A 12,451-nucleotide genomic window follows, 5' to 3' on the forward strand; every position below is an offset into this window, starting at 1 on the left:
GCTGAGGGGCACCTATGGGACTCGAAGAGAAACTGCCGAGCGGCTTTCTGCTGACCACCGTCGAACAGGCCGCGGGCTGGGTGCGCAAGGCGTCCGTCTTCCCCGCCACCTTCGGTCTGGCCTGCTGCGCCATCGAGATGATGACGACCGGCGCCGGCCGTTACGACCTGGCCCGCTTCGGCATGGAGGTCTTCCGCGGCTCACCGCGCCAGGCGGACCTGATGATCGTGGCCGGCCGGGTCAGCCAGAAGATGGCGCCGGTCCTGCGGCAGGTCTACGACCAGATGCCCAACCCCAAGTGGGTCATCTCCATGGGGGTTTGCGCATCCTCGGGCGGAATGTTCAATAATTACGCCATTGTGCAGGGCGTCGACCACATTGTGCCGGTCGACATCTATTTGCCCGGTTGCCCGCCCCGGCCCGAGATGCTGATCGACGCGATCCTCAAGCTCCACCAGAAGATCCAGGGCTCCAAGCTCGGGGTGAACGCGGAGGAAGCCGCCCGCGAGGCGGAGGAGGCCGCCCTCAAGGCGCTGCCCACCATCGAGATGAAGGGGCTGCTGCGGTGAGCGACGACCGTACTCCCGAGGCGCCGGAGAACGGCGGCCTGCCCGCCCAGCGCGACGACACCGGCGACGTCATCGGCGTCCGCAAGGGCATGTTCGGCGCCGCCAACGGCGGCGACACCAGCGGCTACGGCGGCCTGGTGCGCACCGTCACCCTGCCCGGCGCCTCCTCCCGCCCCTACGGCGGCTGGTTCGACGAGGTGGCCGACGAACTCGAAGGCGCCCTGGAGGAGCAGGACCTGCTCCCCGAGAACGCCATCGAGAAGACGGTCGTCGACCGCGACGAGCTCACCTTCCACATCGCGCGCGAGCACCTCGTCCTGGTGGCCCGCACCCTGCGCGACGACCCGGCCCTGCGCTTCGAGCTCTGTACGGGCGTCAGCGGCGTCCACTTCCCGGGCGACAAGGGCCGCGAGCTGCACGCCGTCTACCATCTGCGCTCGCTCACCCACGGCCGGCTGATCCGTCTGGAGGTCACCGCCCCGGACAGCGACCCGCATCTGCCGTCCCTGGTCGGCGTCTATCCGACCAACGACTGGCACGAGCGCGAGACCTACGACTTCTTCGGCCTGGTCTTCGACGGCCACCCCGCCCTCACCCGGATCATGATGCCGGACGACTGGCAGGGCTTCCCGCAGCGCAAGGACTACCCCCTCGGCGGCATCCCCGTCGAGTACAAGGGCGCCCAGATCCCGGCTCCGGACCAGCGGAGGTCGTACACCTGATGTCCACTTCACACTCCTCCGCGAGGGAGACGACCGAGGGGACCGTCTATACGGTCACCGGCGGCGACTGGGACGAGATCGCCCGCACCGCCGCCCGCGCCGACGACGAGCGCATCGTCGTCAACATGGGCCCCCAGCACCCCTCCACGCACGGCGTACTCCGCCTCATCCTGGAGATCGACGGCGAGACGGTCACCGAGGCCCGCTGCGGCATCGGCTATCTGCACACCGGCATCGAGAAGAACCTCGAGTTCCGCACCTGGACGCAGGGCACCACCTTCGTCACGCGCATGGACTATCTGACGCCGTTCTTCAACGAGACGGCGTACTGCCTGGGCGTGGAGAAGCTGCTCGGCATCACCGACCAGATCCCCGACCGCGCCTCGGTCATCCGGGTCCTGCTGATGGAGCTCAACCGGCTCTCCTCGCACCTGGTCTGCATCGCCACCGGCGGCATGGAGCTCGGCGCCACCACGATCATGATCTACGGCTTCCGCGACCGCGAACTCATCCTCGACGTCTTCGAGCTGATCACCGGTCTGCGGATGAACCACGCCTTCGTCCGCCCCGGCGGGCTCGCCCAGGACCTGCCCCCGGGCGCGGTGGACCAGCTCCGCGAGTTCGTGAAGACGATGAAGAAGAACCTGCCGGAGTACGACAAGCTCGCCACCGGCAACCCGATCTTCAAGGCCCGGATGCAGGACGTCGGGTACCTCGACCTGACCGGCTGTATGGCGCTCGGCGCGACCGGACCGATCCTGCGCTCCGCCGGTCTGCCGCACGACCTGCGCAGGACCGACCCGTACTGCGGCTACGAGACCTACGACTTCGAGGTCCCCACCGCCGACAGCTGCGACTCCTACGGCCGCTTCCTGGTGCGCCTGGAGGAGATGCGGCAGTCGCTCAGGATCGTCGAGCAGTGCCTGGACCGGCTGGAGCCCGGCCCGGTCATGGTCGCCGACAAGAAGATCGCCTGGCCCGCGCAGCTCGCGCTCGGTCCGGACGGACTCGGCAACTCCCTCGACCACATCAAGAAGATCATGGGCACCTCCATGGAGTCCCTGATCCACCACTTCAAGCTGGTGACCGAGGGCTTCCGGGTCCCCGTCGGACAGGCCTACGCGGCCGTCGAGTCGCCCAAGGGCGAGCTCGGGGTGCACGTCGTGAGCGACGGAGGCACCCGCCCCTACCGGGTCCACTTCCGTGACCCGTCCTTCACCAATCTCCAGGCCATGGCGGCGATGTGCGAGGGCGGCCAGGTCGCCGACGTCATCGTCGCCGTCGCGTCCATCGACCCCGTGATGGGAGGCGTCGACCGGTGACCGAGACCACGCCGACGAGCCTGGGCATGCCCCAGTTGCCCGCGCCCGATTTCCCGGCCGACGTCCGGGCCCGGCTCGAAGCCGACGCCAAGGAGGTCGTCGCCCGCTACCCGGACAGCCGCTCCGCGCTGCTGCCGCTGCTGCACCTCGTGCAGTCGGAGGAGGGCCATGTCTCGCGCACCGGGATGCGCTTCTGCGCCGAGACGCTGGGCCTCACGACCGCCGAGGTGACCGCCGTCGCCACCTTCTACACGATGTACCGGCGCAAGCCCTCGGGCGACTACCAGGTGGGCGTCTGCACCAACACCCTGTGCGCGGTGATGGGCGGCGACGCCATCTTCGACGAGCTCAAGCGCCACCTCGGGGTCGGCAACGACGAGACCACCCCCGACGGCAAGGTGACGCTCGAACACATCGAGTGCAACGCCGCCTGCGACTTCGCGCCCGTGGTGATGGTCAACTGGGAGTTCTTCGACAACCAGACCCCCGAGTCGGCCAGGCGCCTGGTCGACGACCTGCGCGCGGGCAGGCCGGTGGAGCCCACTCGCGGGGCCCCGCTGTGCACCTACAAGGAGACCGCCCGGATCCTGGCCGGCTTCCCCGACGAGCGCCCCGGCGCCGTCGCGGCGAGCGGCGGCGCGGGCCCGGCCTCCCTGGTCGGCCTGCGCCTGGCGAAGGGCGAGACCCCGCACCCGCGCGTGGTCCACCCCCGTGGCGAAGGCCCTCACGGCGAGGGCCCTCACGGCGAGGGCCCCCGGGACGAGGCCACCCGCGACGAGGCCCAGCCCGGCTCCGCACACCTGAGCTCGCACGACGCACCGCAGCAGACCTCTGCGTCCGACCCCGCGCACCCGGCGGGCCCGGTCGACGAGGAGGGGGAGTGATGACCTTGGCAGCCGAACTGAGTGGGAACGGGAACGGAAGCAGCCCAGAGAAGCTGCTGGCACCCGTTCTGTCGGCCTTCTGGGACCAGCCCGATTCCTGGACCCTGGAGACCTACCGTCGGCACGACGGCTATGAGGGGCTGCGCAAGGCCCTGGCCATGTCGCCGGACGACCTCATCGCGTACGTGAAGGACTCCGGGCTGCGCGGCCGGGGCGGCGCGGGCTTCCCCACGGGCATGAAGTGGCAGTTCATCCCGCAGGGCGATGGCAAACCGCACTATCTAGTTGTCAACGCCGACGAGTCGGAGCCCGGAACCTGCAAGGACATCCCGCTCCTCTTCGCCAACCCGCATAGCCTCATCGAGGGCATCGTGATCGCCTGTTACGCGATCAGGTCGTCGCACGCGTTCATCTATCTGCGCGGGGAGGTCGTCCCCGTACTGCGGAGGCTGCACGAGGCCGTGCGGGAGGCCTACGCGGCCGGCTACCTCGGCAAGGACATCCTCGGCAGTGGTCTCGACCTCGAACTCACCGTGCACGCGGGCGCGGGCGCGTACATCTGCGGTGAGGAGACCGCCCTGCTGGACTCCTTGGAAGGCCGTCGCGGTCAGCCCCGGCTGCGTCCCCCCTTCCCTGCGGTCGCCGGTCTCTACGCGTGCCCCACTGTTGTCAACAACGTCGAGTCCATCGCCAGCGTTCCCGCGATCCTCACTCGCGGAAAAGACTGGTTCACCTCGATGGGAAGCGAGAAGTCGCCCGGCTTCACGCTCTATTCGCTCAGCGGGCACGTCGCCAACCCGGGCCAGTTCGAGGCCCCGCTCGGCATCACGCTGCGCCAGCTGCTCGACATGAGCGGCGGGATGCGCCCGGGCCACCGGCTCAAGTTCTGGACCCCGGGCGGCTCCTCGACCCCGATGTTCACCGACGAGCACCTCGACGTCCCGCTGGACTACGAGGGCGTCGGCGCCGCCGGCTCGATGCTGGGCACCAAGGCGCTCCAGTGCTTCGACGAGACCACCTGCGTGGTGCGGGCGGTGACCCGCTGGACCGAGTTCTACGCCCACGAGTCCTGCGGCAAGTGCACGCCCTGCCGCGAAGGAACGTACTGGCTCGTCCAGTTGCTCCGCGACATCGAGGCCGGCAAGGGCGCCATGGGCGACCTCGACAAGCTCAACGACATCGCCGACAACATCAACGGCAAGTCGTTCTGCGCGCTCGGCGACGGCGCCGCCGCGCCCATCTTCTCCTCGCTCAAGTACTTCCGCGCGGAGTACGAGCAGCACATCACGGGCCGGGGCTGCCCCTTCGACCCGGCCAAGTCGACCCTGTGGGCCGACAGCCCGCACCGCACCACGGAGGTGAACGCATGACGGTGACGACTGGCGCTCCCTCCGGCGGCGGAGAGGCGGCGGTGCCGCCGCAGGACCTGGTCTCGCTGACCATCGACGGCGTCGAGATCAGCGTCCCCAAGGGCACGTTGGTGATCCGGGCCGCCGAGCAGCTCGGCATCGAGATCCCCCGGTTCTGCGACCACCCGCTGCTCGACCCGGTCGGTGCCTGCCGCCAGTGCATCGTGGAGGTGGAGGGCCAGCGCAAGCCGATGGCTTCCTGCACCATCACCTGCACCGACGGCATGGTGGTCAAGTCGCAGCTGACCTCGCCGGTGGCCGAGAAGTCCCAGCGCGGGGTGATGGAGCTGCTGCTCATCAACCACCCGCTGGACTGCCCGGTCTGCGACAAGGGCGGCGAGTGCCCGCTGCAGAACCAGGCCATGCAGGTCGGTGACCCCGACACCCGCTTCGAGGGCCACAAGCGCACCTACGAGAAGCCGGTGCCCATCTCGACACAGGTGCTGCTCGACCGCGAGCGGTGCGTGCTGTGCGCGCGGTGCACCCGCTTCTCCGAGCAGATCGCGGGCGACCCGATGATCGAGCTCCTGGAGCGGGGCGCGCTCCAGCAGGTCGGCACCGGCGAGGGCGACCCGTTCGAGTCGTACTTCTCCGGCAACACCATCCAGATCTGCCCGGTCGGCGCGCTGACCTCGGCGGCGTACCGGTTCCGCTCCCGCCCCTTCGACCTGGTCTCCTCGCCGTCGGTGTGCGAGCACTGCGCGGGCGGCTGCGCCACCCGCACCGACCACCGGCGCGGCAAGGTCATGCGCCGCATGGCCGCCAACGACCCCGAGGTCAACGAGGAATGGCTGTGCGACAAGGGCCGGTTCGGCTTCCGGTACGCACAGAAGCCGGACCGTCTCACCCACCCGCTGGTGCGCAACGCGGCCGGTGAGCTGGAGCCGGCCTCCTGGCCCGAGGCGCTGGAGGCGGCCGCGGCCGGGCTCACGGCGGCCCGGGGCCGGGCCGGGGTGCTCACCGGCGGACGGCTGACCGTCGAGGACGCCTACGCGTACGCCAAGTTCGCCCGGATCGCGCTCGACACCAACGACGTCGACTTCCGCGCGCGCGTGCACTCGGCCGAGGAGGCCGACTTCCTGGCGGCGAGGGTCGCCGGGCGCGGCCATCTCACGGGGGAGGGCGTCACGTACGCCTCCCTGGAGAAGGCGCCCGCGGTGCTGCTCGTCGGGTTCGAGGCGGAGGAGGAGGCGCCCGGCGTCTTCCTGCGGCTGCGCAAGGCCTGGCGCAAGCACGGCCAGCGCACCTTCTCGCTGGCCACGCATCTGACGCGCGGTCTGGAGAAGGCGGGCGGCACGCTGCTGCCCGCCGCGCCCGGCACCGAGACCGAGTGGCTCGACGCGCTGGCGGGCGGGGTCGGCCTGGACGGCGAGGGCTCGGCCGCCGCCGACGCGCTGCGGGCCACCGGCTCCGTCCTGGTGGTCGGCGAGCGGCTGGCGGCCGTTCCGGGCGCGCTGACCGCGGCCGTACGGGCCGCCGCCGCGACCGGCGCCGAGCTGGTGTGGATCCCGCGCCGGGCCGGCGAGCGGGGTGCGATCGAGGCGGGCGCCCTGGCGGCGCTGCTGCCCGGCGGACGCCCGGCCACCGATCCACGCGCGCGTGAGGAGGTCGCCGCCGCCTGGGGCGTACGGGAACTGCCGCACCGCTTCGGGCGGGACACCGGCCAGATCGTCGAGGCGGCCGCCACCGGCGAGCTGGGCGCGCTGCTGGTCGCGGGTGTCGACCCGGCCGACCTGCCGGACCCGGCACGCGCGCGTGAGGCGCTGGCCGGGGCCTTCGTGGTCTCCCTGGAACTGCGGCCGAGCGAGGTCACCGAGCGGGCGGACGTGGTCTTCCCGGTCGCGGCCGTCGCCGAGAAGTCCGGCTTCTTCCTCAACTGGGAGGGCCGTGCGCGGATGTTCGAGGCGGCGCTGAAGCCCGAGCAGATGACCCGGCGCCTGGCGCCCGCCGACGCGCGCGTGCTGCACATGCTGGCGGACGCCATGGACGTCCACCTGGCGCTGCCGGACAACCGCGCCGCGCGCGCGGAGTTGCAGCGCCTGGGCCACTGGGACGGGCCGCGCGCCACCGAGCCGCTGGAGACCGCGCAGAGCCTGCCCCGGCCCGGCGAGGGCGAGGCGGTCCTCGCCGGCCACCGGCTGCTGCTCGACCAGGGCAGCCTCCAGGAGGGCGACGAGGCGCTGGCCGGGACCCGGCACGCGGCCCTCGCCCGGCTCTCGGCGGCCACCGCGGCCGAGACCGGCGTCAAGGAGGGCGACCTCCTTGAGGTGAGCGGCCCCGCGGGCGCGGTCCGGCTGCCGCTGAAGGTCACCGAGATGCCCGACCGGGTGGTGTGGCTGCCGCTCGACTCGACCGGCGGCGGAGTGTTCGCGGACACCGGCGCCGTCCCCGGCCGGCTCGTCCGTATCGGCCCGGCGGCGCAGGCCGCCGCCACCGCCGCACCGGAGGTGCAGCCGTGACCGACTTCCCCGTCCGCCCCGCGGCTCCGGGCGCCGCCGTCCACGTACCGGAGGTGCGAGCGTGACCCCGACCTTCCTCGCGGCCGAGGACCTCTCCCTGTTCGGCCGCGACCCCTGGTGGCTCATCGCCCTCAAGGCCGTGTTCTGCTTCGCGTTCCTGATGGTGACCGTGCTGTTCTCGATCGTCTGGGAGCGCAAGGTCGTCGCCTGGATGCAGCTGCGCATCGGGCCCAACCGGCACGGCCCCTGGGGGATGCTCCAGTCCCTCGCCGACGGCATCAAGCTGATGCTGAAGGAGGACCTGGTCGTCAAGCGGGCCGACAAGGTGGTCTACGTCCTGGCCCCGATCGTCGCCGCGATCCCCGCCTTCATGGCGATCGCCGTGATCCCCTTCGGGCCGTCCGGCAACGAGGTCTCGATCTTCGGCCACCGCACCACGATGCAGCTCACCGACCTGCCGATCGCGATGCTCTACGTCCTCGCGTGCGCCTCGGTCGGCATCTACGGGATCGTCCTCGCGGGCTGGTCCTCCGGGTCGACGTACCCGCTGCTCGGCGGGCTCCGCTCGTGCGCGCAGATGATCTCGTACGAGATCGCGATGGGCGCGGCGTTCGCCTCGGTCTTCCTCTACTCGGGGTCGATGTCGACCTCGGAGATCGTCGCCCAGCAGCACGACCGCTGGTACATCGTGCTGCTGCCGGTCTCCTTCATCATCTACGTCGTCACCATGGTGGGCGAGACCAACCGCGCCCCCTTCGACATGCCCGAGTCCGAGGGCGACCTCGTCGGCGGCTTCAACACCGAGTACTCGTCGATCAAGTTCGCGCTGTTCATGCTGGCCGAGTACGTCAACATGGTCACCGTCTCGGCGGTGTCGACCACCCTCTTCCTGGGCGGCTGGCGGGCCCCGTGGCCCGTGTCCACCTTCTGGGAGGGCGCCAACCACGGCTGGTGGCCGATGCTCTGGTTCGTCATCAAGGTCCAGCTGCTGCTGTTCTTCTTCATCTGGCTGCGCGGCACGCTGCCCCGCGTCCGCTACGACCAGCTGATGAAGCTCGGCTGGAAGGTCCTCATCCCGGTCTCGGTCGTCTGGCTGATGCTGGTGGCGACCGTGCGGGCGCTCCGCAACGACGGCCACGACTTCTCCAAGATCGTGCTGTACGTCGGGGGCGCGGTCGTCGCGGTCCTGCTGATCTCGCTGGTCGCGGACGTCTTCCGGGGCCGCCAGGAGGAGTCGGCGGCCGAGGCCGAGCCACCCGCGTTCGACCCGATGGCGGGCGGATTCCCGGTGCCACCGCTGCCCGGCCAGACCGTCGCGCCCGTGCCGCGCCGACGCCCGCGCCATGAGCGGGAGTTGATTGTCAGTGGTGGGTCCGATACTGAGAGTGACCGTGAGGGAAGGGAGGGCGAGGGTGTCTAAGTCATCGGAACCGGCGGAGACTTCGGGCGAGCCCGGGGCTTCGTCCGAGGGCAAGTTCCTGAACCCGGTGGCCGGCTTCGGCGTGACCTTCAAGGCCATGTTCAAGAAGCGGCTGACCGAGCAGTATCCGGAACAGCCAAAGACCACGGCCCCCCGCTTCCACGGGCGCCACCAGCTCAACCGGCACCCGGACGGCCTGGAGAAGTGCATCGGCTGCGAGCTGTGCGCCTGGGCCTGCCCGGCCGACGCGATCTATGTGGAAGGCGCGGACAACAAGGACGAGGAGCGCTACTCGCCGGGCGAGCGGTACGGAATCGTCTACCAGATCAACTACGCCCGCTGCATCCTGTGCGGGCTGTGCATCGAGGCGTGCCCCACGCGCGCGCTGACGATGACCAACGAGTTCGAACTGGCCGACAGCAGCCGCGCCAACCTGATCTACACCAAGGAGCAGCTGCTCGCCGGGCTCGAAGAGGGCATGGTCGACTCGCCGCACGCGATCCACCCGGGCATGACGGAGGGCGACTACTACCGGGGGCTGGTCACCGAGGCCGCGCCCGGCACGGTCCGCCAGGTGGCCGTCTCCAGGGGCGAGCAGCCGCCCGCCGCCGAGCAGCCCGCCGCCGGGGAGCAGCCCGAGGAGGTGGACGCGTGATGATGCAGCTCGCCGTCTCCGCCACGACGACCTCCACCGGGGAGGCGTTCCAGTTCTGGGTGCTCGGCACCGTCGCCGTCATCGGCGCGCTGTGCACCGTACTGATGAAGAAGGCCGTGCACAGTGCGCTGTGCCTGGCCGGGACCATGATCATCCTGGCGGTCTTCTACCTCGCCAACGGGGCGTACTTCCTGGGCATCGTCCAGGTCGTCGTCTACACCGGCGCGATCATGATGCTCTTCCTCTTCGTGGTGATGCTGGTCGGTGTCACCGCGGCCGACTCGCTGAAGGAGACCATCAAGGGCCAGCGCGTCTGGGCCGCGGTCTGCGGGGTCGGCTTCGGGGTGCTCCTCATCGCGGGCATCTCCAACGCCTCCCTGAAGCACTTCGACGGACTGAAGCAGGCCAACGCGGGGGGCAATGTGGAGGGCCTGGCCGCCCTCATCTTCACCAAGTACGTGTTCGCCTTCGAGATCACCGGCGCCCTGCTGATCACCTCGGCGGTCGGCGCGATGGTGCTCACGCACCGCGAGCGCACCGAGCGCGCCAAGACCCAGCGCGAGCTCTCCGAGCAGCGCGTGCGCGAGGGCAAGCACCTGCCGCCCCTGCCGGCCCCGGGTGTCTACGCCCGGCACAACGCGGTGGACATCGCGGGCCTGCTGCCCGACGGCACCCCGTCCGAGCTCACCGTCAACCAGACGCTGCGCGGCCGGGACCAGATCCGGGACGTGTCCAGCGAGGCGCTGTCCGACCTGAAGGCGCTGGAGCAGCGCTCCGCCGAGCGGCTCGGCCGTGAAGAGGAGGCCGCGAAGTGAACCCCGTCAACTACCTGTACCTGTCCGCCCTGTTGTTCACCATCGGCGCGGCCGGCGTGCTCATCAGGCGGAACGCGATCGTGGTCTTCATGTGCGTCGAGCTGATGCTCAACGCCTGCAACCTCGCGTTCGTGGTCTTCTCCCGGATGCACGGCAACCTCGACGGCCAGATCATCGCCTTCTTCACGATGGTCGTCGCCGCGGCGGAAGTCGTCGTCGGGCTCGCGATCATCGTGTCGCTCTTCCGTTCCCGCCACTCGGCCTCGGTCGACGACGCCAGCCTGATGAAGCTCTGAGGGGTCGCTGAATCGTGGAGAACCTGATTGCGCTGCTCATCGCGGCGCCTCTGCTCGGAGCGGCCGTCCTGCTGTGCGGCGGGCGGCGGCTCGACGCCGTCGGACACTGGCTGGGCACCCTGCTCGCGGCCGTGTCCTTCGGCCTCGGTGTGGCGCTCTTCGCCGACATGCTCGGCCGTTCGACCGACAGCCGGGCGGTGCACAAGCACCTGTTCAGCTGGGTCCCGGTGGAGGGCTTCCAGGCCGACGTCGGCTTCCAGCTCGACCAGCTGTCGATGACCTTCATCCTGCTGATCACCGGTGTGGGCACGCTGATCCACATCTACTCGATCGGCTACATGGAGCACGACGAGAACCGCCGCCGCTTCTTCGGCTATCTCAACCTGTTCCTCGCGGCGATGCTGCTCCTGGTCCTCGCCGACAACTACCTGCTCCTGTACGTCGGCTGGGAGGGCGTCGGTCTGGCGTCCTACCTGCTCATCGGCTTCTGGCAGCACAAGCCGAGCGCGGCGACGGCGGCCAAGAAGGCGTTCCTGGTCAACCGGGTCGGCGACATGGGCCTGTCCATCGCCATCATGGTCATGTTCACCACCTGGGGCTCGTTCGCCTTCTCGACCGTCTTCAACGAGGTCGGCGAGACCGGCGACGGCCGCAACACCGCCATCGGCCTGATGCTGCTGCTCGCCGCCTGCGGCAAGTCGGCCCAGGTGCCGCTGCAGTCCTGGCTCGGGGACGCGATGGAGGGCCCGACCCCGGTCTCGGCCCTGATCCACGCGGCGACGATGGTGACCGCCGGCGTCTATCTGATCACCCGCTCCGGCGTGATCTTCAACGCGGTGCCGGACGTACAGACGGTCGTGGTGATCGTGGGCGCGGTCACGCTCCTCTTCGGTGCGATCGTCGGTTGCGCCAAGGACGACATCAAGAAGGCCCTGGCGGGCTCGACCATGTCGCAGATCGGCTACATGATCCTCGCCACCGGCCTCGGCCCCATCGGCTACGCCTTCGCGATCATGCACCTGGTCACCCACGGATTCTTCAAGGCCGGCCTCTTCCTCGGCGCGGGCTCCGTGATGCACGGGATGAACGACGAGGTCGACATGCGCCGCTACGGCGGCCTCCGTAAGTACATGCCGGTCACCTTCGTCACCTTCGGCCTCGGCTACCTCGCCATCATCGGCTTCCCGGGCCTGTCCGGCTTCTGGTCCAAGGACAAGATCATCGAGGCGGCCTTCGCCAAGGGCGGCACCGAGGGCTGGATCCTCGGCGCGGTCACCCTGCTGGGCGCGGCCATCACGGCGTACTACATGACGCGCGTGATGCTGATGACGTTCTTCGGCGAGAAGCGCTGGAACGAGGACGAGGTGCACCCGCACGAGTCGCCGAGCACCATGACGATCCCGATGATCGTGCTGGCCTTCGGCTCGGTCCTCGCGGGCGGGCTGTTCAGCATCAACGAGTCGTTCGTGAAGTGGCTGGAGCCGGTCACCAGCTTCTCGCACGGCGACTCGCCGGTGAGCGAGGGTGTGGTCACCGCGTCCACCGTCGCGGTGCTGCTGGTCGGCGTCGGTCTCGCCTGGGCGCAGTACGGACGCAGGCCGGTCCCGGCCGTCGCCCCGCGCGGCTCGCTGCTCACCCGGGCCGCCCGCCGCGACCTCCTCCAGGACGACTTCAACCACGTGGTCCTGGTCCGCGGCGGCGAGCACCTCACCCGCTCGCTGGTGTACGTCGACCACACCCTGGTCGACGGAGTGGTCAACGGCACCGCGGCGGGGTTCGGCGGGCTCTCCGGCCGACTGCGCAAGCTGCAGAACGGCTTCGCCCGTTCGTACGCGGTCTCGATGTTCGGAGGTGCGGCGGTGCTCATCGCCGCCACCCTGCTGATGAGGGCGGTGTAAGG

Annotated in this window: 11 protein-coding genes; all 11 read left to right on the plus strand. The window is 70.1% G+C overall.

Annotation, left to right across the window (positions count from 1 at the left end):
- The first annotated feature begins 14 nt into the window (after window positions 1-14).
- Window positions 15-569 (plus strand): NuoB/complex I 20 kDa subunit family protein, encoded by a 555-nt coding sequence (locus tag A8W25_RS19005; protein ID WP_067163033.1) that lies wholly within the window; start codon window positions 15-17, stop codon window positions 567-569.
- Window positions 566-1,291, plus strand: coding sequence for an NADH-quinone oxidoreductase subunit C (locus A8W25_RS19010; RefSeq protein ID WP_067163035.1), 726 nt, complete (start codon window positions 566-568; stop codon window positions 1,289-1,291). The genes A8W25_RS19005 and A8W25_RS19010 overlap by 4 nt, the downstream gene beginning before the upstream one ends.
- Complete coding sequence (locus tag A8W25_RS19015; RefSeq protein ID WP_067163037.1) at window positions 1,291-2,613, plus strand: NADH-quinone oxidoreductase subunit D; 1,323 nt, start codon at window positions 1,291-1,293, stop codon at window positions 2,611-2,613. Before A8W25_RS19010 ends, A8W25_RS19015 begins: the two co-directional genes overlap by 1 nt.
- A gap of 26 nt (window positions 2,614-2,639) precedes the next feature.
- The gene (gene nuoE / locus A8W25_RS19020) at window positions 2,640-3,497 is read left to right on the plus strand and encodes an NADH-quinone oxidoreductase subunit NuoE (protein ID WP_067164222.1); all 858 of its coding nucleotides are present in this window, start codon (window positions 2,640-2,642) and stop codon (window positions 3,495-3,497) included.
- Window positions 3,497-4,867, plus strand: coding sequence for an NADH-quinone oxidoreductase subunit NuoF (gene nuoF, locus A8W25_RS19025; RefSeq protein WP_067163040.1), 1,371 nt, complete (start codon window positions 3,497-3,499; stop codon window positions 4,865-4,867). The genes nuoE and nuoF overlap by 1 nt, the downstream gene beginning before the upstream one ends.
- Entirely contained in the window at window positions 4,864-7,365 is a 2,502-nt protein-coding gene (locus A8W25_RS19030; protein ID WP_067163041.1) for an NADH-quinone oxidoreductase subunit G, read from the plus strand. The genes nuoF and A8W25_RS19030 overlap by 4 nt, the downstream gene beginning before the upstream one ends.
- A 61-nt stretch (window positions 7,366-7,426) precedes the next feature.
- Window positions 7,427-8,785 (plus strand): NADH-quinone oxidoreductase subunit NuoH, encoded by a 1,359-nt coding sequence (nuoH, locus tag A8W25_RS19035; protein WP_067163043.1) that lies wholly within the window; start codon window positions 7,427-7,429, stop codon window positions 8,783-8,785.
- Window positions 8,778-9,440: an NADH-quinone oxidoreductase subunit NuoI gene (gene nuoI, locus A8W25_RS19040; protein WP_067163045.1), complete on the plus strand. Its 663-nt coding sequence runs from the start codon at window positions 8,778-8,780 to the stop codon at window positions 9,438-9,440. Before nuoH ends, nuoI begins: the two co-directional genes overlap by 8 nt.
- Window positions 9,441-9,442: 2 nt before the next feature.
- Window positions 9,443-10,255 (plus strand): NADH-quinone oxidoreductase subunit J, encoded by an 813-nt coding sequence (locus tag A8W25_RS19045; RefSeq protein ID WP_067164224.1) that lies wholly within the window; start codon window positions 9,443-9,445, stop codon window positions 10,253-10,255.
- Window positions 10,252-10,551: an NADH-quinone oxidoreductase subunit NuoK gene (gene nuoK, locus A8W25_RS19050; protein WP_067163047.1), complete on the plus strand. Its 300-nt coding sequence runs from the start codon at window positions 10,252-10,254 to the stop codon at window positions 10,549-10,551. Before A8W25_RS19045 ends, nuoK begins: the two co-directional genes overlap by 4 nt.
- 14 nt (window positions 10,552-10,565) lie before the next feature.
- Window positions 10,566-12,449, plus strand: coding sequence for an NADH-quinone oxidoreductase subunit L (nuoL, locus tag A8W25_RS19055; RefSeq protein WP_067163049.1), 1,884 nt, complete (start codon window positions 10,566-10,568; stop codon window positions 12,447-12,449).
- The last annotated feature ends 2 nt before the right edge of the window (window positions 12,450-12,451 follow it).

The sequence above is a fragment of the Streptomyces sp. ERV7 genome, assembly GCF_001653515.1.
Classification (GTDB): domain Bacteria; phylum Actinomycetota; class Actinomycetes; order Streptomycetales; family Streptomycetaceae; genus Streptomyces.